The sequence below is a fragment of the Pseudomonas sp. P5_109 genome (assembly GCF_034009455.1).
Taxonomy (GTDB): domain Bacteria; phylum Pseudomonadota; class Gammaproteobacteria; order Pseudomonadales; family Pseudomonadaceae; genus Aquipseudomonas.
Genome location: NZ_CP125380.1, coordinates 3,740,304 through 3,763,491, shown reverse-complemented (window position 1 = coordinate 3,763,491; position 23,188 = coordinate 3,740,304). Strand labels below are relative to the sequence as shown.

Below are 23,188 nucleotides of genomic sequence, written 5' to 3'. Positions count from 1 at the left end.
TTTGTTCAAAAAAATATCAGGCAATTGTGTGTTGGTCTTTCGGGCCTCTTCGCGGGCAAGCCCGCTCCCACAGGGGGGTGATGTCGTACACAAGATGAGTGTTCTACTCCGATCACTGTGGGAGCGGGCTTGCCCGCGAAGAGGCCGGGACATTCACCGAAAATTTCCAAGGGTCGACCCCCTAACAACCAGCCGCGCCGAAAAATCCAGCGTCCGCACCGCCCCGTCATCCCCGCGCAGTCGCTTGAGCAGACACTCAAACGCACTGGCGCCGATCTCGGTGGTCGGCTGCGCGAGGGCGGTAATGCCGCTGCCCACCAACGGGTACCAATCCAGGTCATCGAGGGCGATCAGGCCCAGGTCATCAAACAGGTTGATCTTGAGTTCACGCAACGCATGGGTGCTGGCCAGCGCCGCGATCCCGTTCGCGCAAAACAGCGCTTTCGGACCCGGGCCAGGCGTGTCGAGGAAGGTTTTCAGGCGAGTGGTCAGTTCGCTGCCGGTTTCGATCGAGGTGCCGCGAAGCGCCGGGCGCTGTTCGATTTGCGCCTTGAAGCTGTTGACCCGCTCGATCCGCGAGCTGGTACCGTCAAACGGTTCAGTCACCAGCAACACATCGCGATAACCGCGCTCTTCAAGATGGGCGAGGGCCATCTCGACGGCCTGCGGGTTGTCCAGCCCGACCATATCGCTTTCAAGGTGCTCGACCTTGCGATCCACCAGCACCAGGGGCATTTCCCGGTGCAGTTCGTGCAACTCGTCACGGTGATGACCGAGGGTGTTCACGATCAGGCCTTCGATGTTGTACGAGCGCAGCAGGGCCAGGTGTTGGCGCTCTTGCTCGTCGTCGCGGTCGGTGTTGCACACCACCAGGCTATAGCCGTGCTGACGGCAGGCGGTTTCAACCCCGTGCATCACGGCAATTGAATAAGGGTTGCGGATATCGGCCACCAGCATGCCGATCAGGCGGGTGCGCCCGCGTTTCAGGCCGCGGGCCATCTGGTTCGGGCGATAGCCGAGTTCGGCAATGGCCTGTTCGATGCGCTGGGCGATGGCATCGGAGAGCAGGGCACGATCCTCGCCAATGAACCGCGATACGCTGGCCTTGGAGACCTTGGCGTGTTCGGCCACGTCGAGCATGGTCACGCGGCTGCGCTGGGCGGCGGAGAAATCATTCACGGTCTGAAACCTTCTTATTGGATTTATAAGGTCGAGTGCTTCGTGAGACAGCACTGAAACCGGTTTCAGAAGACACCAAAAGCCGATTCGCCGTCAAGTCCCCAATGCTTGATTGTCGAACAATGATCGACAAGTGGGGTTCAGGCCAGCACGCTCAACCACGCTGAACCCAGCAACAACAGGCCCATGCAGCGATTGAAGCGTTGCATTGCAGAGGGTGAGCGCAACCAGCGGCTTGAACCGGCGCCGAGCAGCGCCCAAACACCCAGGCAGGGCAAGGAAGTCAGGAAAAACACCAAGGACAGGTTCATCACGTGCACGAAGCGGTCTTCGCCAGCGCCGGCGAAGACGCTGACTACAGCCAGCGCCATCATCCAGGTTTTCGGGTTGATCCATTGCAGGCTGGCGGCGCCCATCCAGCCCAATCGATCTTCGGTTTTTCCCAGGCTGATGGCTGCAGCCGGGGCGCGGAAAATCTGCCAGGCCAGATAACTCAGCCACGCTACCCCGACCCACTGCATGACGCTTTGCAGTGCAGGCCATGCCGTCAGTGACGAACCAACGCCAGTACCCACCAGCAGCACGAGTGTCGCGGCACTGGCGCAGGCACCGAAGATGATCGGCATGGCGGCGCGCAAGCCGTATCGGGCACTGTTGCTGAGCACCAGGATGTTGGTCGGGCCGGGGGTGATCGAAGCGACAAAGGCAAACAGCAAGAACGGCAGTAACGTCGGGAAAGAGGACAGCATTGCAGGCTAACTCCAGTGAAGATCTGTGAAGTCGATCTTCACAATCCACGGGCCTGCCTGTCTGGAAGATTTGAGCAGCGTTTGCGGTACAGCGCCGGTGTCAGGCCGTAGGCGCGCATGAACCAGCGCCCCAGATGACTCTGGTCGGCAAAACCCAACTGCATCGCCACCGTGGCCGGTTGTTCGCCACGGGCCAGCAGTCGGCGGGCGGTGGCCAGGCGCAATTGCACCAGGTACGCGTGGGGCGCCATGCCGTAAGCGGCCTTGAACGCGCGGGTCAGGCGGAAGCGGTCGACGCCTGTGACGGCGGCCAGTTGGTCGAGGCCGATGTCGTATTGCGCGTTGGCATGCAGGTATTCCCGGGCCTTCTGCGCCACTCGTGGCAGACGCGGGTCCTGGCCATCGCGAGCGCGCCAGTGCAAGTGGCTGGTCAGGCGTTCGAGCAAACCGTCGAGGGCGGCCTGGCGGATGATCTTCAGCTCGCCATGGTGCAAGGTTTCAAACGCCAGGCTGGTGGCCTGGGCCAGGCGGGCATCGCAGGCCAGGGTGGCGGCGAAGCTCAGCTGGCTGTTGTCGGGGGCATGCTCGAACACGGCGCCGAGTTCGCGCTGCAACCACTGCGGGTCGAGGTACAGCATGCGGTAGGTGAAACCATCGACGGTCGGCGCTTCACCGTCATGGATGTCACCGGGCTCGAGCAGGAACACCTTGCCCGGCGTGCTCTGGTGCCTGGCCCTTCGGCAATTGAATTGCTGAACGCCTTGCTCGGTGACCCCCACCAGATAACTGTCGTGCCAGTGCGGGTCATAGGCATGGCCTTCGAAATGCGCGCGCAGGGTCTCGATGCCGGTGTCGGCGTCCTGGGTCAGGTCGATCCAGTTGTGAGAAGTCATGGGGCACCTGCGATACGGTTTACCGGGCTATTTAACCTCCGGACCGAGGGCCATGCCTAGAACGTTTGTGCAGTCGTCAGCCGAACAGGCCCGCGGCGATGTTGATCGAGAACCCGAGAATGGCGGTGTTGAACAAAAAACCGATCAACGACTGCGCGAGCACTATCTTGCGCATACCCTGCGTGGCGACGCCGACATCCGAGGTTTGCACCGCCACGCCGATGGTGAACGAGAAGTACAGGAAGTCCCAGTAGTTGGGGGACGTCAGCCCTTCGGCAAAACGCAGCGCCGGCTCCTTGCCGTCCCAGAGGTAATACAGCCGCGCGTAATGCAGGCTGAAGATGACCCCGATCAGCAGCCATGAGCCGATAACGGTCAGCGCGGTGAAGCCGTAATGCATCAACTTGCGCGTGGTTTCCAGGTCTTTGCTGCCGGCCAGTTCGAAGGTGATGGTCGCCAGGCTGGCCAGTGCCGCAATGCTCACCAGCGCCAGTACCAGCCCGGCGTTTTCGTCTTCGATTTCGGCGATGCGTTTCACGTCGGTCGCTTTCGAACGCACAGTGAGCCAGACCATCAGCAGCAGGTAGACCCAGACACCGGTATTCCAGCCGATGAGGATCTTGCTGATCGGCGAATCGGCCGGAACCAGCAAGCCCACCACGATGCCCAGCAGGATGGCGGCGGACAGGCGAGGGTGGGTGCGGGTGAGGAAGGACATGGAGGCTCGATGGGCTTTGGGCTATGCCAACACCTTAGCCCAGGTAACCACAATCTTGAAACCGATGAGGCCCCCCCTGTGGGAGCGGGCTTGCTCGCGAAGGCTGCGTGTCAGTCACCATCATCGTCGACTGACACGGCGCTTTCGCGAGCAAGCCCGCTCCCACATTGGGACAGTGGTGTTGATCAGGTGGTTTTGTGGCGCTTGCGCACCAGTTTCATCACCACCACAAAAAACACCGGCACGAACACCACGGCCAGGGTCGCCGTGATCATCCCGCCGATCACCCCGGTGCCGATGGCCTGCTGGCTCGCCGAACTGGCGCCCGTCGCGATTGCCAGCGGCACCACGCCAAGGATGAACGCCAGGGAGGTCATGACGATCGGCCGCAACCGCAGGCGCGCGGCTTGCAGGGTCGCGTCGATCAGGTCGTGGCCTTCGTCATACAGGCTCTTGGCGAACTCGATGATCAGGATCGCGTTCTTCGCCGACAGGCCGATGATGGTGATCAGCCCGACCTTGAAGAACACGTCGTTGGGCATTCCGCGCAGGGTCACGGCCAGCACCGCACCGAGCACACCCAGCGGCACCACCAGCAACACCGAGGTCGGGATCGACCAGCTCTCGTACAACGCCGCCAGGCACAGGAACACGATCAACAGCGACAGCCCCAGCAGGATCGGTGCCTGGCTGCCGGACAAGCGTTCCTGCAACGACAACCCGGTCCATTCCTGGCCCAGGCCCGCCGGTCCTTGCGCCACCAGCCGCTCGATCTCGGCCATGGCCTCGCCGGTGCTGTGGCCTGGCGTCGGCTCACCGGAAATGCTGATCGCCGGGTAGCCGTTGTAGCGGGTCAACTGCGCCGGGCCCTGGGTCCATTTGGCCTGCACGAAGGCCGACAACGGCACCATTTTCCCGTGGGTGTTGCGCACGTGAATCTTCAGCAGGTCTTCCACCTGGCTGCGCTGATCGCCCTCGGCCTGGACCACCACGCGCTGCATCCGCCCCTGATTGGGGAAGTCGTTGATGTAGGCCGAGCCCACGGCCGTGGACAGCACGTTGCCGACATCGGCAAAGGACACCCCCAGCGCGTTGGCCTGCTTGCGGTCGACGATCAGTTGCACCTGCGGCGCTTCGGCCAGGGCGCTTTCGCGCACGTTCATCAGGATCGGACTTTTTTCCGCCGCGGCGAGTAACCCGGTGCGGGCCGCCATCAACTGCTCATGACCGAGGCCGCCGCGATCCTGCAGGCGGAACTCGAAGCCGCTGGACGTACCCAAGCCATCCACGGGCGGCGGCAGTACGGCAAAGGTCACTGCGTCCTTGATCTGGCTGAGGGCGACGTTGGCCCGGTCGGCAATCGAAGCCGCCGAGTCGTCGCTGCCGCGCTCGGACCAGTCCTTGAGCGTGCTGAACGCCAGCGCCGCATTCTGCCCGCTGCCGGAGAAGCTGAAGCCGAGGATCACCACGCTGTCGCGGATGCCCGGTTCGCCGGCGTTGTGCGCTTCGACCTGTTCGGCCACCTGCACCGTGCGGTTCTTGCTCGCGCCCGGTGGCAACTGGATGTCGGTGATGGTGTAACCCTGGTCTTCCACCGGCAAAAACGACGAGGGCAAGCGACTGAAGGCCACGCCCAGGCCGATCAGCAGCACGCCGTAGATCAGCAGGTAGCGCCCGGTGCGTTTCAACGCATAGGCCACCCACCCCTGATAACGCTCGGTCAGTCGCTCGAAGCCGCGATTGAACCAGCCGAAGAACCCGGTCTTTTCGTGGTGCTCGCCTTTGGCGATCGGCTTGAGCAACGTCGCGCACAGGGCTGGGGTCAAGGTCAGGGCGAGGAACGCCGAAAACAGGATCGAGGTGGCCATCGACAGCGAGAACTGCTGGTAGATCACCCCGACCGAGCCTTGCATGAACGCCATCGGAATGAACACCGCGACCAGCACCAGGGTGATGCCGATGATGGCCCCGGTGATCTGCTGCATGGCCTTGCGCGTCGCTTCCTTGGGCGACAAGCCCTCGGTAGCCATGATCCGCTCGACGTTCTCCACCACCACGATGGCGTCGTCCACCAGAATGCCGATGGCCAGCACCATGCCGAACATGGTCAGCACGTTGATCGAAAACCCCAGCGCCAGCATCGTCGCAAAGGTGCCCATCAACGCCACCGGCACCACCAGGGTCGGAATCAGCGTGTAGCGAATGTTCTGCAGGAACAGGAACATCACCGCGAACACCAGCAGCATCGCCTCGCCGAGGGTGTAGACCACCTTGGTGATCGAAACCTTGACGAAGGGCGAGGTGTCGTACGGGATCGAATACTCGACGTTCGCCGGGAAGTAGCGCTTGAGTTCATCCATCTTCGCCCGCACCAGGGTCGCGGTGTTCAGCGCATTGGCGCCAGGCGACAACTGCACGGCGACGGCGGTGGACGGTTTGCCGTTCAGGCGCGTGGAAAACTGGTATTCCTGGCTACCGATCTCGACCCGCGCCACATCGCTGATGCGCACGGTCGAACCGTCCGGGTTGGCCTTGAGGACGATGTCGGCAAACTCCTCAGGCGTCGACAACTGACCCTTGACCAGAATGGTCGCGGTGATTTCCTGGGTGGTGCGGGTCGGCAGATCGCCGATGCTGCCGGCCGACACCTGGGCGTTTTGCGCGATGATGGCGGTATTGACGTCCGCCGGCGTCAGGTTGAACGCGAGCAGTTTCTGCGGGTCGATCCAGATCCGCATCGCCCGTTCGGCGCCGTACAACTGCGCCTTGCCGACGCCGTCCAGACGCTTGATCTCGTTCATCACGTTGCGCGCCAGGTAATCACTGAGCGCCACGTCGTCGAGTTTGCCGTCGCTGGAGGTCAGGGTGATCAGCAGCAGGAAACCGGAGGAGACTTTCTCCACCTGCAAACCTTGCTGGATCACCGCTTGCGGCAGCCGTGACTCCACGGCTTTGAGGCGGTTCTGCACGTCTACCTGGGCCAGCTCCGGGTTGGTGCCCGGCTGGAAGGTGGCCTTGATGGTCGCGCTGCCGAGGCTGCTCTGGGATTCGAAATACAACAGGTGATCGGCGCCGTTGAGTTCTTCCTCGATCAGGCTGACCACGCTTTCGTCCACGGTTTGCGCCGAAGCGCCCGGGTACACGGCATAGATTTCGATTTGCGGCGGCGCCACATCGGGGTATTGCGCCACCGGCAGTTGCGGAATGGCCAGCGCACCGGCCAGCAGGATGAACAGGGCAACCACCCAGGCGAACACCGGGCGGTCGATAAAAAACTGCGGCATAAAAAAGCGTCCTGCTTACTGACCAGTCACCTGGGCGAGTGGAAGAGGGGTGTCGTCGATCTGCACTTTCTCGCCGGGGCGGGCGTGCTGCAGGCCCTCGATGACGATGCGGTCGCCAGCCTTCAGGCCGCCGGTGACAATCCAGCGATCGTTTTGCACGGCGCCGAGCTCGACCGGTTGCTGCCCGACTCGCTGCTCAGAGTCGAGCAGCAACACCTGGGCGATGCCGGCGCTGTCGCGCTGGACGGCCCGTTGCGGCACGCTGATGCCCTGCTGGTTGACCGCCTGTTCCAGGCGCACGCGCACGAAACTGCCGGGCAGCAGGTCGAGGTCGGGGTTGGGGAACTCGCTGCGCAGGATGATCTGGCCGGTGCCCGGGTCGACGGTAATGTCGCTGAACAGCAGTTTGCCCGGCAGGGGATAGAGGCTGCCGTCATCCTGAATCAACGTGGCCTTGGCCTGGCCCTGGCCGACCTGCTGCAGCTGGCCGGAACGGAAGGCCCGGCGCAGTTCGTTGAGTTCGCGGGTGGACTGGGTCAGGTCGGCATGAATCGGGTTCAGTTGCTGAATCAGCGCCAGGGGCGTGGTTTCGTTCTGTCCCACCAATGCGCCTTCGGTGACCAGTGCGCGGCCGATACGACCGGAAATCGGCGCGGTGACGGTGGCGTAGCCGAGGTTCAGTTTCGCTCGTTCCACGGCAGCTTTATTGGCGGCGACGTCGGCGGCAGTCTGCCGTGCGTTGGCCCGGGCGTTGTCGTAGTCCTGGCCGCTGATGGCCTTGTCGTCGATCAACTGGGCGTAGCGTTGCTCCTGCAAACGGGCCTGGAACGCGTTGGCCTCGGCCTTGCGCAACGCTGCTTCGGCGCTGTCCAGGTCGGCCTTGAACGGCGCCGGGTCGATGCGGAACAAGACATCGCCCTGTTTCACGTCACTGCCTTCACGGAAGGTCCGCTGCAAGACCACGCCGGCCACGCGGGCGCGCACTTCGGCCATGCGCGGTGCGGCAATCCGCCCGCTCAGTTCGCTGCTGATGGTCAGTGGCCGCGCTTCGATGGTTTCGATGCGCACCGTGGCCAGCGGTGCCTGTTCCTCGGCGTTCGAGGATTTGTCACACGCGCCCAGTGTCAACGCCAGAGCAATCAGACTGAGCCTGGCAAGCAGATTCTTCGACATGTAGTACCCCATTAAAGACTCCCGGCATGCTACCGGGCGCTGGCGAGGGTAGCGGTGAAGCTTTGTTGGTGCTGTGTGAAATTGTGTAAGGGTTTTACTCAGGAACGAGTGAGGGCGTATATCCTTCAGTCCTTGATTTCTATTGCACCTGTCAGACCGCTATCGCTGGCAAGCCAGCTCCTACAGGGATTGGATGTGACCACAAAGAATGTGAACACCACCCACCACTGTAGGAGCTGGCTGCCAGCGATAGGGCCGGACCAGGCGCCACAGCACTTTCTGGAAACACCCCATGCCCAACATCCTCCTGGTCGAAGACGACACCGCCCTCGCCGAACTGATTGCCAGCTACCTGGAACGCAACGGTTATTCCGTCAGCGTGATCGGTCGCGGTGACCATGTGCGCGAACGTGCGCGGCTCAATCCGCCGGACCTGGTGATCCTCGACCTGATGCTGCCCGGCCTCGACGGCTTGCAGGTCTGTCGCCTGCTGCGCGCCGATTCGGCGACTTTGCCGATCCTGATGCTCACCGCCCGGGACGACAGTCATGACCAGGTCCTGGGCCTGGAAATGGGCGCCGACGACTACGTGACCAAACCCTGTGAGCCGCGGGTGTTGCTGGCCCGGGTGCGGACCCTGTTGCGCCGCAGCAGCCTCAGCGAGCCGCAGACCGCCAACGACCGCATTCTGATGGGCAACCTGTGCATCGACCTGTCCGAACGCACCGTCACCTGGCGCGAGCAACTGGTGGAGCTGTCCAGCGGTGAGTACAACCTGCTGGTGGTGCTGGCCCGGCATGCCGGTGAAGTGTTGAGCCGCGACCAGATCCTGCAACGCCTGCGCGGCATCGAATTCAATGGCACTGACCGTTCGGTGGACGTGGCGATTTCCAAATTGCGGCGCAAGTTCGACGACCACGCCGGCGAAGCGCGCAAGATCAAGACCGTGTGGGGCAAGGGCTACCTGTTCAGTCGTTCCGAATGGGAATGCTGAGCCGATGTTCAGAATCCTCTTTCGTCTGTATCTGGTGACCATCGTTTCCTTCAGCGCCGCGATTTACCTGGTGCCGGATCTGGTGGTCAAGGTGTTCCACGAGCGCTTTGTGACCTACAACCTCGATTACTCGCGCGGTTTGCAAACGCTGATCGTCAAACAGTTTCACGCGGTTCCGACCGAGCAGTGGCAGGCCCTGGCCGCGGAGATGGACAAGGACTTCAATCCGCTGCACATCGTGCTCAGCAGCAATGACGACAGCGGCCTGACACCCGATGAGCAGCAGCGTTTGCAGCGCGGCGAGAACGTCGTGCGCGTGGGCGACTGGGGTTGGCGCACGCTGGCGGTCGCGCCGCTGAACGAGCGCACCGTGGTGCAAATGGTGGTGCCGCCGGACCCGCTGGACGTCAACCTGTTGTACTGGAGCATCAACGTACTGATCGGCGCGACCATGCTCGCGTGCCTGTTGTTGTGGCTGCGCCCGCACTGGCGTGACCTGGAGCGCCTCAAGGGTGCGGCCGAACGCTTTGGCAAGGGCCATCTGGGCGAGCGCACGCAAATTTCCCCGAGTTCCAACATCGGCAGCCTGGCCAGTGTGTTCGACACCATGGCCGGCGATATCGAGAACCTGCTCAACCAGCAGCGCGATTTGCTCAATGCGGTGTCCCACGAGTTGCGCACGCCGCTGACGCGCCTGGATTTCGGCTTGGCGCTGGCGCTCTCGGACGACTTGCCGGCAGCCAGTCGTGAGCGCCTGCAAAGCCTGGTGGCGCACATTCGGGAACTCGATGAGCTGGTGCTGGAGCTGCTGTCCTACAGTCGCCTGCAAAACCCGGCGCGGCTACTGGAACAGGTCGAGGTGTCGCTGGATGAGTTCATCGACAGCATTCTTGGCAGCGTCGACGAAGAAATGGAGTCCCCGGAAATCGTCATCGACGTGCTGCTCCATGGTCAGCTCGAACGCTTCAGCCTGGACCCGCGCCTGACGGCCCGCGCCCTGCAAAACCTGCTGCGCAACGCCATGCGCTATTGCGAGAAGCGTATCCAGATCGGTGTGCAGGTCTACGCCGGCGGCTGTGAGATCTGGGTCGACGATGACGGCATCGGCATTCCGGACGACGAGCGCGAGCGGATTTTCGAACCCTTCTACCGCCTCGACCGCAGCCGCGACCGCGCCACCGGTGGCTTCGGCCTGGGGCTGGCAATCAGCCGCCGCGCACTGGAGGCCCAGGGCGGCACGCTGACGGTGGAAGCCTCGCCGCTGGGCGGGGCGCGGTTTCGCTTGTGGTTGCCGCCTTCGGCTTGATTACGACAAGCGGCAGCATCATCTGTCAGGTTTTACAGTAGCAAGACGCTGCACTTGCGCGTTTCATTAGTCTGCAACGTCAGGAGAAGGCAGCAAGGCTGGAGGAGACGAATGAGCGCGCCAACAATAAAAACCAGCGGGCAGGGTACGATCAGTGCAATCAGGGACGTCAAGGTCGAAAGCCTGTCGACCAAGTTTGCGATGGTCAGGCCTGATGGTGGCTTCAGCACCGTGGCCATCAGGATCGGGCCCAACCTGACCGCAGAGGGAAACGCCTGTTTCCTGGTGGGCGATGCGGTGAAATATACGATGGCGAAAGGGACGAGTGGAGAGCCGCCAAAGGCTTATGGCCTTGAGAAGTCGGGCGTCGACAGCTGGAGAGCATGACGAACTGCGGGGCCTTTCACTACCCCGCGTGCCGGTGTCGCCCTATCAAGTGGTCAGCCGACCTTGCAACAGCGTGGCCATCTCCTCCAGGTCCGTCATCGGCTGATGCCCGATCAGCATCCAGGCGTGTTCCTTGTCAGCCCAATACACGATGTTCAGTTCGCGCCGCTGTTCCCGGGCTAAATGCCGGCTGCCGCTGTTGGAGCGGGTAACGCACAGCGCCATGGGGCCGTGCGCGGGATCAAGGTAGGTGATCTGGGCGATGGGCGCGCCGTCGTACTCGAGGATTTGCGCGCGCTTGAACTCGGCATGGGGCAGGCTCAGTTTGGCCAGCGCGAGGTCGAGGCCCAGGCGCGCATCGATGGTCCGCAGTTGTGCCCGTTGGGTGGCTTCATCACCGGGCAGGTGATCCAGGGTTTCCGGCACGTAGAGCGCCATGTAATCGGCCACCAGGCCGCGCCAGTTATGTGTCTGCTGACTCGCTTGCCAGCCGAGGAACAAACGGTCCGCCAGCACGCCACCGGCCAGCAGCCCGGCCGCGGCGGCCAGGAACCAGCGCCGATTGAGTCCGGGGCGGGCGGGCGAAGGCAGCGTGGCGAGCATGCCTTGCAGACGATCCACCGGCGCCTGCCGGGCCAGTTCATCGTAGGCGTCCTTGAATGGCAGGCTGCTGCGGTCCAGCCATTGCAGGCGCAGGCCGAGCATCGGGTCGGCAATGAGGGCCGCGTCGATGCGCGAGCGCTGCTCGGCATCGAGTTGGTTGTCGAGGTAAGCCACCAGTTGTTCGTCCGAGGGTTTCGCGTTCATCAATGTTCTCCTCGGTAAGGGTGGGGCACCGTGTGCAATGGTGGATATTCGGCCAGTTTCGCCCGGGCGGCAGCCAGGCGACTCATGACCGTGCCGATGGGCACTTGCAGCACATCGGCGACTTCGCGATAGGACAGGCCTTCGACGTAGGCGAGAAACACCGTTTCGCGCTGGGCCTCGGGCAACGCATCGACGCGGCGGATGACCTGTGCCGCCAACACGTGGGTCTGGGCCACGGATTCGCCATCGAACGACAAGGCCTGATCGGCATCCACCTGGCCTTGCCCCTGACGCACTCGCTGGGCGCGGACTTCATTGAGCCAGATCGAATGCAGAATGCTCAGCAGCCAGCGGTCCATGCGCGTTCCCGGCACGAATTGAGCGGCCCGCTCCAGCGCTCGCACACACGTGGCCTGCACCAGGTCATCGGCGATATGCCGTTGTCGGGACAACAGCAGGCCGTAGCGCCATAAACGCGCCAGATGCTGGTTCAGTTCCGTTCGTATTGCCTGATCGCTGGCGATGGCGACCTCCGTCCGCTCGGGTTGTCAGGTTTTCGATGAACCGTTGATGGCTTCGGCCAGGTCCTCGTACTCCTCGCACTGGGTACTGCCACAGATGGATTTGATCTGCTGCAGTTGCTCCTGCGCGAGATCCAGCCGGCCTTTGATCACATAGGCCTCGCCGAGGTATTCGCGGACTTGCGCGTACTGCGGGTCGAGTTTCACCGATTGCAGGTAATAACCGATGCCTTCGTCGGTACGCCCTAGTTTACGCGTGGCGTAGCCGCGATAGTTCAGCGCTTTTGCGGTATTTGGTTGTTTCAGCGTGTCGAGCAGCGCCAGGGCTTCTTCATAACGCCCGTCCTTGGCCAGTTGATAGGCATAGTTGGTACGGTCTTCGTCAGGCACCAGGTTGCTGGTCTGCTTGACGCAGCGCTGCGACCGGGTATCCAGCACCTGGCCCTTGGGGCAATTGGGTTTGGCCGGCGGCTCGTCACCGCCACCGCCCCCGTTGGCCAGGGCGAGCGAGCCGGACAGCGCAACGGTCAGTAAAAGCGGGGTCATCAGAACGGCAAAACGAATATTCATGGGCTTTGCTCCATCGATTCATGCGTTTGAGATCATGTTGCGCCCCGCCGGATGCAGCGCAAGGTTGAGACAGCCAGCGGCCTGAACATTTGAATGGACCGGCTGCGCCGGCAATCTCATGTTCATGGTGAATGTCATGAGAACACCGCAGCATGAACAATTATTCATTACGTTCTGCCAGTGTTTTCAAGGAAAGCTTACATCCAGGCGCTATGCTCGTGCGCATTCGCCATTGCAGTGGAGAATTGCCATGAGAGATCAAGTCCATCATTCGACAGCCGGGTACAAGTTCGCTGCCGACACCTACGTGCGCGGACGCCCGGACTATCCGCCACAAGTGGCCGACTGGTTGAGCGCAACCCTGGATTTGAATGCGGATAAAACCGTGATCGACCTGGGCGCCGGTACCGGCAAGTTCACCGCTCGACTGCTGAGCACCGGGGCCCAGGTGATTGCCGTGGAACCGGTGCCGCAGATGCTGGAAAAACTGTCCACGACGTTTCCCGGGGTGCTGGCGGTCAACGGTACGGCCACGGATTTACCCCTGCCGGATGCCTCTGTGGACGTGGTGGTGTGTGCACAGGCCTTTCACTGGTTTGCCAGTGCTGATGCGCTGACCGAGATCTCCCGGGTGCTCAAGCCTGGAGGCAAGCTGGGGCTGGTGTGGAACCTGCGCGATACCAGGGTGGGCTGGGTGCCGAAACTGGATGCGATCGTCAATGCACTGGAAGGCGATACTCCTCGCTTCTACACCGGAGCCTGGCGCCACGCGTTCCCGCATCCGGCCTTCGGACCGCTGCGTGAGCAGCATTTCAGCCACAGCCACACAGGCGCGCCGGAGGACGTGATTTACAACCGGGTGCGTTCCACCAGTTTCATTGCAGCGTTGCCGGCGCAGGGGCGGGCGCGGGTCGATGAGCAGATACGAGCGCTGATCGCCAATGAACCTGAATTGCGCGACAAGGACGTGGTGACCGTTCCCTATGAGACAGTCGCGTTCGTCGCGGTGAAGAAGGGGCGCTGAAGTTCCCTGTGGGAGCGGGCTTGCTCGCGAAGGCGGAGTGTCAGGCAGCATTGATGTTGCTTGACCCACCGCCTTCGCGAGCGAGCCCGCTCCCACATTGGATTTTCGTCGAAATGATGCGGTATCACCCCAGCAAACGTATCGGAGCCCCTGCCGACCAGGCCTGGATATCCTCGATCATCTGCGAGAAAAACAGCTGGTAGTTCTGTTGACTGACGTACCCGACATGGGGCGTCGCCAGCACGTTGTCCAGGGTCCGGAACGGATGGTGGGCGGGCAGCGGCTCATGCTCGAAGACGTCCAGTGCGGCGCAGGCCAGCCGCCGTTTCTGTAGCGCCTTGATCAGCGCCGCTTCATCGACAATCGGCCCGCGAGCGGTATTCACCAGCAGCGCCGTGGGCTTCATCCAGCCCAGGGCTTGTGCATCCACCAGGCCCCGGCTGCGCTCGCTGAGTACCAGGTGCACTGACAGCACATCAGCCTGCTCGAACAGTTCCTGCTTGCCGACATAGGTCACACCGACCTGCGCCGCGCGTTCGGCGGTGAGGTTTTCACTCCAGGCGATGACGCGCATGCCGAACACCTGGCCGAACTGCGCGACACGCTGGCCGATGCTGCCAAGGCCGAGGATCGCCAATGTCTTGCCGTGCAGGTCGCCGCCCAGGCCTTGTTGCCACTGGCCGGCACGCAAGGCATTGGCTTCGACCACCAGGTTGCGGGTCGCCGCCATGATCAGCGCCCAGGTCAGTTCCGGTGCGGCGTGTTTGTAGCTGTCGGTCCCACTGACCTGAATGCCCAGCGCCGCGGCGGCTTTCAGGTCCAGGGCCGCGTTGCGCATGCCGCCGGTCACCAGCAGCTTGAGCTTCGGCAGGCGACGCAGCAGGTCTTCATCGAAGCGGGTGCGCTCACGCATCACGCAAATCACCTCAAAGCCGGCCAGGCGCTCGGCCAGGGCCTGGTTGTCGGCGGGGTAGTCGTGGAGAAAACTCACCTGGCCGACGCTGTCCAGCGCCGACCAGTCCACCACATCCCGCGCCACATCCTGCCAATCATCAAGCACTGCAATCTGTACAGGCATCAGCCTTTCCTCTTCAACGCACGGGGTTGGTCTTGTTCAGCCAGGCGAGCAGGGCCTGGTGGAATTGTGCCGGTTGTTCCATCTGCGGCGCGTGGCCCATGCCCGGGAATTCGACCAGCGTGGACTGGGGAATCAGCCTGGCCACTTGCTTGCCGAGGACGTCATAGTGGCCGATCTTCGCCTTGACCTCGGGGGAGGCGATGTCACTGCCGATGGCGGTGGTGTCGGACGTACCGATCAACAGCAGGGTCGGCATCTTCAGGTTGTGGAATTCGTAGTACACCGGTTGGGTGAAGATCATGTCGTAGATCAGCGCCGAGTTCCACGCGACTTGCGTATGCCCCGGGCCTTTGTTCAGGCCGGCGAGCATGTCGACCCAGCGATCGAATTCCGGTTTCCAGCGGCCGCCGTAATAGGTGTTGCGCTCGTAGGTGCGGATCCCGTCGGCGCTGAGCTTGAGTTCGCGTTCGTACCATTGGTCAACGGTGCGATAGGGGACGCCCAGGGCTTTCCAGTCTTCCAGGCCAATGGGGTTGACCAGCGCCAGTTGCTCGACCTGTTCGGGGTATTGCAAGGCATAGCGGGTGGCGAGCATGCCGCCGGTGGAATGCCCCAGCAGGGTGGCTTTCTGGATGCCCAGCGCCTTGAGCAATTGCTGGGTGTTCGTCGCCAGTTGCTGGAAGCTGTACTGATAGTGCGCCGGTTTGCTGGAGGTGCAGAAGCCGATCTGGTCCGGGGCGATGACCCGATAGCCGGCGTCGCTGAGGGCCTTGATCGAGGTGTCCCAGGTGGCGCCGCAGAAATTCTTGCCGTGCATCAGCACCACGCTGCGGCCATTGGCCTTGCCGTGGGCGGCGACGTCCATGTAGCCCATTTGCAGGGATTGGCCCTGGGATTCGAAGGCGAAGTGCTTGAGTGTGTACGGATAGTCGAAACCCTGGAGTTGCGGGCCATATTCCGGCCCTTCGGCGTGGGCGATGACGGGCAGGGCGGCGGTCAGCAACAGGCCGGATAACCAGCAGGAGAAGGGGCGCGGCATGGGACAGCTCCATGGAAAATCCGCCCATGCTGGATCGGTTCGATTAGGGCGGCATTAACCACAGGCAATCGCCGCCCTCGAAGGTTCAACCCATCCAGCCCAATGTCACCAGGGCCAGCACGCCGTAACGGGCGCCTTTGGCCAAGGTGACGATCAGCAGGAAGCGCCCTGGGGGCTCGCGCATGACCCCGGCGACCAGCGTCAGCGGATCGCCGATCACCGGCAGCCAACTGAGCAGCAACGACCAATGACCCCAGCGTTGATAATGCAGCCGGGCTTTTTCCAGGTGTCGGGGGCTCACCGGAAACCAGCACCGGTCGCGGAACCGTTCGATTCGACGCCCCAGCCACCAGTTAAACAGCGACCCCAGGACGTTGCCAAGCGTTGCCACCGCCAGCAGTGCCCAGAGCCAGTACCGATCGCTGAGCAGCAGTCCGACCAGCACGGCTTCGGATTGCAACGGCAGTAGCGTGGCGGCACCGAATGCCGCGAAAAACAGCCCGAAGTACGCACCCCAAATCAATGGGCGGGGTAGTCCGCAACCACCACGTCAGTGCCGTCCTTTTTCAGGCCGATGACCTGATAGGCATCGCTCATGCCGTCCATTTCCATACCGGGCGACCCCATGGGCATGCCAGGGGCCGCGACACCCAACAGGTCGTCGCGCTTGCTCAGGGCCACGACCTGGTCGGCCGGGACATGACCTTCGACGAATTTTCCGTTGATCAACGCCGTGTGGCACGACGCCAGGCGCGGTGGCACGCCGTGCTGTTGCTTGAACTCACTCATGTTGGCTTCGACGTGGTCCTCGACCTTGAAACCATTGGCTTCCAGATGGGTGATCCACTTTTTGCAGCAACCACAATTGGCGTCGCGATGAACCTCGATCGGAATGAGGTCGGCGGCCTGGGCCAGCGAGGAGATGAACAGGGCGCTCAGGGCGATCAGACGCAGAGGATTTCGCATGGGATTCGTCTCGGCTAACTGGCAAAAAAACGCATTCTGACCATTTTTTCCGGTCAGGCATTCAAGGAGTGTTTCGAATTGCTACAAGGATCCGCGCTTCGATGATGGTAGATCAAGGCTGTCGGGCAGATGAGGGGCACATTACAAATTCGTCAGGTTCAAATGCCGAAGGTGCGTGTCTACTTGATTCCCGGTTTCAAAAAAGTTCTTCATGCAATCCCGGCGAACACCGATACCTGTAGGAGCCGGCTTGCTGGCGATGGCGGCATCGCGGCTGGCGTATTTTGTTGGTGGTGTATATATCCACTTTTGCGGTAACGGCGACTATTGGTTCCGCCCTTACGGCGGGTCACTTGGCGCAAAAGCACCGCGAGGCGAGCTAACGCTCAACCTCGTTGTTTGGTGGTGCACGCGTTCCCCTGTAGGAGTTGCCGAAGGCTCGGGCCGCGTTCGGACGATCTTTTGATCTTGCTTTTGCGATCTGGAATTGGTCTCCCGGCCAAGGCTTGACGCCATGTTGCCCGGCCCGCCCGGTTCATTGAGCGGGCCGGTGACCCTTAGCGGTCCAGCAGTTTCATGACTTCTTCCGGATAACGCAGGCCAGCGGTGGCATTCGCCGGAAAGATCGCCTCCAGCGCCTGCAGTTCCTCGGCGTTCAGCGTCACCTCCAGGGCGGCCACGTTTTCTTCCAGGTATTTGCGTTGTTTGGTGCCAGGAATCGGAATCACATGGTCACCTTGGGCCAGCACCCACGCCAGCGCCAGTTGGCCCGCCGTCACGCCTTTTTCCGCCGCCAGCGCTTGAACCTGTTGCACCAGCAGCAGGTTTTTCGCGAAGTTTTCGCCCTGGAAACGCGGGCTGAAACGGCGGTAGTCGTCTGCCGCGAAATCATCCGGGCTGGTCAATGCGCCGGTCAGAAACCCTCGACCCAACGGGCTGTAGGGCACAAAGGCAACACCCAGGCGCTGGCAGGCCGCCAGGCAACCGTTTTCTTCCTGATCACGGCTCCACAATGAGTATTCACTCTGTAGCGCACTGATCGGGTGAACCTTGTGCGCCCGTTCCAGGGTTGCCGCCGAGGCCTCGCTCAAGCCCAGATAACGCACCTTGCCAGCACGGACCAGTTCGGCCATGGCGCCGACGGTTTCTTCAATAGCCACCTGCGGGTCGATGCGGTGCTGGTAATACAGGTCGAGGGTGTCCACGCCGAGGCGCTTCAAGCTGCCGTCGATGGATTGGCGAATGTACTCCGGCCGACCGTTGACGCCCCGGGCAACAGGGTTCGCCGGGTCACGGACGATCCCGAACTTGCTGGCCAGGAACACCTGGTCGCGCTTGCCGGCAATCGCCTTGCCGATCAGTTCTTCGTTGGTGTGCGGGCCGTAAATATCGGCGGTGTCGAGCAGGGTGACGCCCAGTTCCAATGCGCGATGCAGGGTCGCCGTGGCTTCGCGGGTATCCGTGCCGGTGGTGTAGAAGTCCGTCATGCCCATGCAGCCGAGGCCAATGGCCGAGACCTGCGGACCGTTCTTTCCCAATTGACGTGTGTACATGAAATCAGCTCCCTGTGATGTGAATGGCCATTGTTCGCCTCGACAGAAACAAGATAAACACGCTAAAACGGCTATCACTATTCGTAATTTCTAAACAATCCAGTGGTGGAGCCAGCAATGGACCGTTTCAACGCCATGCGCGTCTTTACCCGAATCGTCGAGCTCGGTGGCTTTGCCAGGGCCGCCGACAGCCTGCAATTGCCCCGGGCTTCGGTGACTATCCTGATCAAGCAACTGGAGGCGCATCTGGGGGTGCAACTGCTGCAACGCACCACGCGGCAGATCAGCCTGACGCTCGACGGTGCGGCCTACTACCCGCGTTGCGTGCGCTTGCTGGCGGATCTTGAAGAGACCGAAGCGGTGTTTAGCGCCGCACGCCACAATCCCAAGGGGTTGCTGCGCGTGGACATGCCGGCGGGAGTGGGGCGCCAGGTGGTGATTCCGGCACTGCCGCAATTCACGGCCCGCTATCCGTTGATCGAACTGGAAATCGGCTTGAATGACCGCCCGGTCGACCTGATTCGCGAGGGCGTCGATTGTGTATTGCGCGGTGGCTCGCCGCTGGACGATTCACTGGTGGCGCGGCCGCTGGTAATGATGGATCAGGTGACCTGTGCCAGCCCCGACTATCTGCAACGGCACGGGACGCCCCATACACTGGATGACCTGCACGGTCACCAGATGGTCGAATACTTCTACAGCAGTAGCGGTAAACGTTATGGGCTGGAGTTTGTCGTCAATGGCCAGGTGCAGCAGGTTGACCTGCCCAAGCAGGTGGCGGTCAACAGTGCCGATGGTTATCTGGCCGCGTGCGAAGCGGGATACGGGTTGGTGCAGACGCCGTACTATCACGTGGCGCGGCAACTCGAGGAGGGGCGTTTGTGTGAAGTGTTGAAGGCAGTGCCGCCACCGGGCATGCCGATGACAGCGCTGTATCCGCCGCACCGCCAGTTGTCCCGGCGGGTGCGTGTGTTTGTCGATTGGCTGGTGGAGCTATGTGCCCAGCCTGGCAATGACTTCTACAGGAAGGATTCTGCAGGTTGAACAACTGTTAACGATGTTGGTAGTAACCCGGCCCGCCATGGCCGTCGTAGTGGTCGTGGTGCCAGCCCCCGTGGGGGAAAACAATGCAGCCGCTCAGGGTCAGGATGGCCAGCAGGGGAATCAGCAGTGTGATTCGACGCAACATTTGAAAGTCCTCATGGTTATCGCCGCAATGAAGCTAAAACTCTTCATCGGCTGTAACATGAGACCCCGCTTGTAGCCGCTTATCCCCGAAACAGGGTAAGCGCTTGGCATGCGCGTCGATACAAACCGGATACATTTTCAGATTCAGGAACCCGCAATGACTCAGTCGCAACGTTTGAAATACTCGATTCTGATCTCCCTGGTAGTACTGGGGATCATGTTTGGCCTTTCCTGGTTGCAGAATACCGGCGTCATCAGCGAAAAGATGTTCCAGTACATCGCCATTGGCGTGGCGGTGATCGTGGTGGTCGTCAATGGTGTGATGCGCCGCAAGGTCAAGCCCTGATCATTGGATCACTGGTTGCGCAGGATGGCGGCAGCCTGTGGATGCAGGCTGTAGCTTTTGTCCGGGTTGAGCACAATCACGCCTTCGCTACACAAGCGCTTTAGCACTTCACGCACGCTGAGAAAAGACAGCGGAATGTCAAGGTCCAGCAATTGGCTGTGCACACCACGCACACCAAGGCTGCGGTCGCTTTCGGCGGCCGTCAGCAGGGCATCGATGACTTTCAGGCGAATCAGACTGGTACGCAGGCCATAGCTCTTGAGCAGGATTCTGATCCGCTCGTTGCCGTGGCGATCGCTACGCGGCTCGAATACGCCGACTCCCATGGAAGTACCCTTTGGCGCGTTGCTACCGTCCGTTGGCAGTTGCGAGTTGTACATTGCAAAACTCCTTTTCAGAGCCTGATCAGGAAAAAAGTGGGCGCTCTTACATGACTAGACGTATGAGCCACCCAAATCATGAAGGCTCAAATGTAGAAATTTTGTCGCCGTCGTGTGATCAACCTGTCAGTTCGCACGCCAACGTGCGCTAACCGCTAAATTTTGGTTCTTCACGCAATCCCGAGAAACTGTAGGAGCCGGCTTGCTGGCGATGGCCTCAAATACGCCGCGTTTATCCGGTTCACGCGCGTTATCGTTAACGACCATCGCTGGCAAGCCAGCTCCTACAAGGGACCGCGTACTTCCCGGGTAGTTGTAGGAGCCGGCTTGCCGGCGATGGCCTCAAATACGCCGCGTTTATCCGGTTCACACGCGTTATCGTTAACGACCATCGCTGGCGTCCGGGTGGAAATGATGTGAACGCCAAACTGTAGGAGCCGGCTTGCCGGCGATGGCCTCAAGTGCGCCGCGTTTATCCGGTTCATACGCGTCATCGTTCACGACCATCGCCAGCAAGCCAGTTCCTGCAAGGGCCATGTCCACGCTGAAAATAAAGCCGCTAAATTTTTGCCGTGAGCTTCGTCCCTAAAGGGAGGCACCGCGCGCGTGGGTACGCGCAACGGTGGCCATGATTTTTTCGATCAGGAGCGAGCGTGATTATTTCCAGCCAGTTAACCAGGTTGAGCCTGGCGGGTTTGACTCTGGGGTTGAGCCTTGCGGCGAGCGCAAGCACTGCGCCTGCGCAGACATCCGCCGACATCCGCCGAACCAGTTTTGGCGTGCCGCACATCCGCGCCGCCGACGAGCGCGGGCTCGGCTACGGCATCGGCTATGCCTACGCCCAGGACAACCTGTGCCTGCTGGCCAACGAGATCACCACGGTGAACGGCGAACGTTCGCGCTATTTCGGACCGGATCAGTTCACCGTTGAAGAGCGTGAGAATCTGGTCAGCGATGTGTTTTTGACCTGGCTGAACACCCCGCAGGCCGTCGCCGGTTTCTGGCAGGCCCAGACCCCGGAGGTGCGTGAACTGGTTGAAGGCTATGTGGCGGGGTACAACCGCTCCTTGAGCGAACGTCGCACCCAGGGTTTGCCGCCACAGTGTCAGGGTGATTGGGTCCGGGACATCACGGCAATGGATCTGGTCAAGCTGACCCGGCGCCTGCTGGTCGAAGGCGGTGTCGGCCAGTTCGCCGAAGCCCTGGCCGGTGCCACGCCGCCCAAGGCAGAGACACAGGCGTCGAACGCCCCGGCAGCGTTCCAGGTGGCCGCCACGCGCATGCAGCGCTTTGCCCTGGATCGCGGCAGTAACGCGGTGGCAATCGGCAGCGAGCGTTCTTTCAACGGACGCGGCATGTTGCTGGCCAATCCGCACTTCCCTTGGGTGGGCGGCATGCGTTTTTATCAGATGCACCTGACCATTCCAGGCAAACTGGATGTGATGGGCGCGGCGTTGCCCGGCCTGCCGCTGATCAACATCGGTTTCAATCAACACCTGGCCTGGACCCACACCGTAGATTCCTCCAGGCATTTCACCCTGTATCGCCTGCAACTCGATCCCAAGGATTCGACCCGTTACCTGCTCGACGGCCAGTCCTTGCCAATGGACAAGCAGACCGTGACCGTCAACATCCGGCAGGCGGACGGGCAGGTCCAGGCGATTCCCCACGTGGTCTACAGCTCGAAGTTCGGTCCGGTGGTGCAATGGCCAGGCAAACTGGATTGGGATCATCAGTACGCCTTCAGCCTGCGCGACGCCAACCTGGATAACGACCGCGTCCTGCAGCAGTGGTACGCGATGAACCGCGCAGAAAACCTCGAGGATTTCCAGGCCTCGGTCCACAAGATCCAGGGCATACCGTGGGTCAACACCCTGGCGGCGGACGATCAGGGGCAGACGCTGTACATGAACCTCTCGGTGGTGCCCAACGTCAGCGTCGACAAGCTGGCGCAATGCAGCGATCCGCGGATCGGCCTGCAGATGATCATTCTCGACGGTTCCAACAGCGCCTGCGCCTGGGACATCGATCCGCAGGCGCCACAGCAGGGCATCTATGCCGCGGACAAGTTGCCGCAATTGCTGCGCAAGGATTTCGTCCAGCACTCCAACGATTCGGCGTGGATGGCCAACCCCGCGCAACCGCTGACCGGCTATTCCCCGCTGATCAGCCAGGACAGCCAGCCATTGGGCCTGCGTTCACGCTTTGCCCTGGACCGTTTGAGTACGCTGGGCCAGGCGGGCAAGATCGCGGCGGCGGACTTGCAGCACATGGTCATGGACGATCAGGTGTATCAGGCGGCGCAAGTGATGCCGGACCTGCTGCAATTCTGCGCGGCGGATCTCGGTGCCGAGGCCAAAGCGCTCACACCGCTGTGTGCCAGCTTCAAGGCGTGGGACCGCAAGGCCAACCTGAACAGCGGCCTGGGCTTTGTGCACTTCCAGAATGTCATGGAGGCACTGGAGCAAGCACCGGACATCTGGCGTGTCGCCTTCGATCCGCTGGATCCGCAACATACCCCGCGCGGCCTGGCGGTTGATCACCCGCCAGTGGCGAAGGCGCTACGGGCCGCGATGCTGGCTTCGGCGGAACAGGTCAAGGCGTCAGGCCTCAAGCCGAACAGTCGCTGGGGCGATATCCAGGTGGTCAGCAGCGGTGGCCAACAGACGCCGATCCATGGCGGGCCGGGTACGCTGGGGGTCTACAACGCCATCCAGAGCGTGCCGCGCAGCGATGGCAAGCGTGAAGTGGTCAGTGGCACGAGTTACCTGCAAGTGGTGACTTTTGACGAAAACGGACCGCAGGCCAAAGGGCTGCTGGCGTTCTCATTGTCCAGTGACCCGGCGTCGAAGTTCTCGCGGGATCAGACCCAGGCCTTTTCGAAGAAGCAATGGAGCGTGTTGCCCTTTACCGAGCAACAGATCCTGTCCGATCCGAACTATCAGGTACAGACGATCAATCAGCAGGACGCAAAGGCTGCCAAGGTCGCCGCACAGTAAAGAAATGGAGCGTTGAATGGATACTGAAGGCCGC

The 23,188-nt window shown here is 61.7% G+C and carries 23 protein-coding genes; 7 read left to right on the top strand and 16 right to left on the bottom strand.

What is annotated here, in order from left to right:
• Window positions 1-153: 153 nt before the first annotated feature.
• From QMK54_RS16855 to QMK54_RS16830, 6 genes are all read right to left on the bottom strand, one after another.
• A complete protein-coding gene (locus QMK54_RS16855; protein ID WP_110658405.1) occupies window positions 154-1,179 on the bottom strand; it encodes a LacI family DNA-binding transcriptional regulator in 1,026 nt (341 codons plus the stop codon).
• A 140-nt stretch (window positions 1,180-1,319) separates the two neighbouring features.
• Window positions 1,320-1,928 (bottom strand): LysE family translocator, encoded by a 609-nt coding sequence (locus tag QMK54_RS16850; RefSeq protein ID WP_320400920.1) that lies wholly within the window; start codon window positions 1,926-1,928, stop codon window positions 1,320-1,322.
• Window positions 1,929-1,966: 38 nt separating this feature from the next.
• Window positions 1,967-2,821: an AraC family transcriptional regulator gene (locus QMK54_RS16845; protein WP_110658403.1), complete on the bottom strand. Its 855-nt coding sequence runs from the start codon at window positions 2,819-2,821 to the stop codon at window positions 1,967-1,969.
• Between the two features lie 76 nt (window positions 2,822-2,897).
• A complete protein-coding gene (locus QMK54_RS16840; RefSeq protein ID WP_320400919.1) occupies window positions 2,898-3,539 on the bottom strand; it encodes a DUF1345 domain-containing protein in 642 nt (213 codons plus the stop codon).
• A 185-nt stretch (window positions 3,540-3,724) separates the two neighbouring features.
• Window positions 3,725-6,823, bottom strand: coding sequence for an efflux RND transporter permease subunit (locus tag QMK54_RS16835; protein ID WP_320400918.1), 3,099 nt, complete (start codon window positions 6,821-6,823; stop codon window positions 3,725-3,727).
• Between the two features lie 15 nt (window positions 6,824-6,838).
• Window positions 6,839-7,996: an efflux RND transporter periplasmic adaptor subunit gene (locus QMK54_RS16830; protein WP_110658408.1), complete on the bottom strand. Its 1,158-nt coding sequence runs from the start codon at window positions 7,994-7,996 to the stop codon at window positions 6,839-6,841.
• A 292-nt stretch (window positions 7,997-8,288) separates the two neighbouring features.
• Here QMK54_RS16830 and QMK54_RS16825 point away from each other — a divergent pair, with 292 nt between their 5' ends.
• The 3 genes from QMK54_RS16825 (at window position 8,289) to QMK54_RS16815 (ending at window position 10,683) form a co-directional block, all read left to right on the top strand.
• Complete coding sequence (locus tag QMK54_RS16825; protein ID WP_007985461.1) at window positions 8,289-8,990, top strand: response regulator transcription factor; 702 nt, start codon at window positions 8,289-8,291, stop codon at window positions 8,988-8,990.
• Window positions 8,991-8,994: 4 nt separating this feature from the next.
• A complete protein-coding gene (locus QMK54_RS16820; RefSeq protein WP_110658400.1) occupies window positions 8,995-10,296 on the top strand; it encodes an ATP-binding protein in 1,302 nt (433 codons plus the stop codon).
• Between the two features lie 111 nt (window positions 10,297-10,407).
• The gene (locus QMK54_RS16815) at window positions 10,408-10,683 is read left to right on the top strand and encodes a hypothetical protein (RefSeq protein WP_110658399.1); all 276 of its coding nucleotides are present in this window, start codon (window positions 10,408-10,410) and stop codon (window positions 10,681-10,683) included.
• A 45-nt stretch (window positions 10,684-10,728) separates the two neighbouring features.
• Here QMK54_RS16815 and QMK54_RS16810 read toward each other — a convergent pair whose 3' ends face one another.
• The 3 genes from QMK54_RS16810 to QMK54_RS16800 form a co-directional block, all read right to left on the bottom strand.
• A complete protein-coding gene (locus QMK54_RS16810; RefSeq protein WP_320400917.1) occupies window positions 10,729-11,490 on the bottom strand; it encodes a transcriptional regulator in 762 nt (253 codons plus the stop codon).
• The gene (locus tag QMK54_RS16805; protein WP_241511285.1) at window positions 11,490-11,972 is read right to left on the bottom strand and encodes an RNA polymerase sigma factor; all 483 of its coding nucleotides are present in this window, start codon (window positions 11,970-11,972) and stop codon (window positions 11,490-11,492) included. Before QMK54_RS16805 ends, QMK54_RS16810 begins: the two co-directional genes overlap by 1 nt.
• Before the next feature lie 66 nt (window positions 11,973-12,038).
• Complete coding sequence (locus tag QMK54_RS16800; RefSeq protein WP_110658396.1) at window positions 12,039-12,581, bottom strand: tetratricopeptide repeat protein; 543 nt, start codon at window positions 12,579-12,581, stop codon at window positions 12,039-12,041.
• Between the two features lie 250 nt (window positions 12,582-12,831).
• On the opposite strand from QMK54_RS16800, the gene QMK54_RS16795 reads away from it, so the two are divergent.
• The gene (locus QMK54_RS16795) at window positions 12,832-13,605 is read left to right on the top strand and encodes a methyltransferase domain-containing protein (protein ID WP_320400916.1); all 774 of its coding nucleotides are present in this window, start codon (window positions 12,832-12,834) and stop codon (window positions 13,603-13,605) included.
• Window positions 13,606-13,729: 124 nt separating this feature from the next.
• Here QMK54_RS16795 and QMK54_RS16790 read toward each other — a convergent pair whose 3' ends face one another.
• The 5 genes from QMK54_RS16790 to QMK54_RS16770 all read right to left on the bottom strand — a co-directional run bounded on the left by QMK54_RS16790 (window position 13,730) and on the right by QMK54_RS16770 (window position 18,241).
• Window positions 13,730-14,683 (bottom strand): D-2-hydroxyacid dehydrogenase family protein, encoded by a 954-nt coding sequence (locus tag QMK54_RS16790; RefSeq protein ID WP_110658394.1) that lies wholly within the window; start codon window positions 14,681-14,683, stop codon window positions 13,730-13,732.
• A 13-nt stretch (window positions 14,684-14,696) separates the two neighbouring features.
• Window positions 14,697-15,722, bottom strand: a complete 1,026-nt coding sequence (locus tag QMK54_RS16785) for an alpha/beta hydrolase (protein WP_320400915.1) — start codon at window positions 15,720-15,722, stop codon at window positions 14,697-14,699.
• 85 nt (window positions 15,723-15,807) lie between these two features.
• Window positions 15,808-16,242 (bottom strand): YqaA family protein, encoded by a 435-nt coding sequence (locus QMK54_RS16780; protein WP_320402923.1) that lies wholly within the window; start codon window positions 16,240-16,242, stop codon window positions 15,808-15,810.
• A complete protein-coding gene (locus tag QMK54_RS16775) occupies window positions 16,242-16,688 on the bottom strand; it encodes a DUF411 domain-containing protein (protein ID WP_110658392.1) in 447 nt (148 codons plus the stop codon). The genes QMK54_RS16780 and QMK54_RS16775 overlap by 1 nt, the downstream gene beginning before the upstream one ends.
• 557 nt (window positions 16,689-17,245) lie before the next feature.
• The gene (locus QMK54_RS16770; protein ID WP_320400914.1) at window positions 17,246-18,241 is read right to left on the bottom strand and encodes an aldo/keto reductase; all 996 of its coding nucleotides are present in this window, start codon (window positions 18,239-18,241) and stop codon (window positions 17,246-17,248) included.
• 117 nt (window positions 18,242-18,358) lie between these two features.
• Between QMK54_RS16770 and QMK54_RS16765 the strand changes: the two genes are divergently transcribed.
• Window positions 18,359-19,285 (top strand): LysR family transcriptional regulator, encoded by a 927-nt coding sequence (locus tag QMK54_RS16765; RefSeq protein ID WP_320400913.1) that lies wholly within the window; start codon window positions 18,359-18,361, stop codon window positions 19,283-19,285.
• Between the two features lie 7 nt (window positions 19,286-19,292).
• Here the strand turns inward: QMK54_RS16765 and QMK54_RS16760 are convergent, their stop codons facing one another.
• Window positions 19,293-19,430, bottom strand: coding sequence for a hypothetical protein (locus tag QMK54_RS16760; protein WP_181432155.1), 138 nt, complete (start codon window positions 19,428-19,430; stop codon window positions 19,293-19,295).
• 156 nt (window positions 19,431-19,586) lie between these two features.
• Here QMK54_RS16760 and QMK54_RS16755 point away from each other — a divergent pair, with 156 nt between their 5' ends.
• Entirely contained in the window at window positions 19,587-19,775 is a 189-nt protein-coding gene (locus QMK54_RS16755; RefSeq protein WP_007983579.1) for a hypothetical protein, read from the top strand.
• A gap of 8 nt (window positions 19,776-19,783) precedes the next feature.
• Here the strand turns inward: QMK54_RS16755 and QMK54_RS16750 are convergent, their stop codons facing one another.
• Window positions 19,784-20,155: a fe2+ zn2+ uptake regulation protein gene (locus QMK54_RS16750; protein ID WP_110662520.1), complete on the bottom strand. Its 372-nt coding sequence runs from the start codon at window positions 20,153-20,155 to the stop codon at window positions 19,784-19,786.
• A gap of 653 nt (window positions 20,156-20,808) precedes the next feature.
• Here QMK54_RS16750 and QMK54_RS16745 point away from each other — a divergent pair.
• On the top strand, window positions 20,809-23,154 hold the full coding sequence (locus QMK54_RS16745; protein ID WP_320400912.1) for an acylase: 2,346 nt from the start codon (window positions 20,809-20,811) through the stop codon (window positions 23,152-23,154).
• Window positions 23,155-23,188: the final 34 nt, after the last annotated feature.